Here is a 257-nt window from a genome sequence, read left to right on the forward strand (position 1 = left end):
CGCCGGAGTACTAGACCTACGGCGTGTCTGTAAAAGCCGTTTTCGACTTCGGATACTTTTCGCTTACCTCTATCACCGCGTACTATACCACCTCCGGCTTCAGCCGCTGTGACACCGACGGTGGCGCGGCGGCCAAGTTCCGGGTCCACGGCGTGCCCCACGGGTATGGCCGGTCGGTGGGGCAGATGCGCGACCTGGACCAGTGGACCCCGGACGTGCGCCTGGCGCATGCCGCTGTCAACCGCCTGTAGTGGCAG

At 64.6% G+C, this 257-nt stretch carries 1 pseudogene; it reads left to right on the forward strand.

The features are described 5' to 3' along the window. Window positions 1-14: 14 nt before the first annotated feature. A pseudogene (locus ACQG3P_RS20455) lies at window positions 15-227 on the forward strand (hypothetical protein); the annotation flags it as partial. Between the last annotated feature and the right edge of the window lie 30 nt (window positions 228-257).

This window comes from Stenotrophomonas sp. SrG (assembly GCF_050031795.1).
Lineage (GTDB): Bacteria > Pseudomonadota > Gammaproteobacteria > Xanthomonadales > Xanthomonadaceae > Stenotrophomonas > Stenotrophomonas rhizophila_A.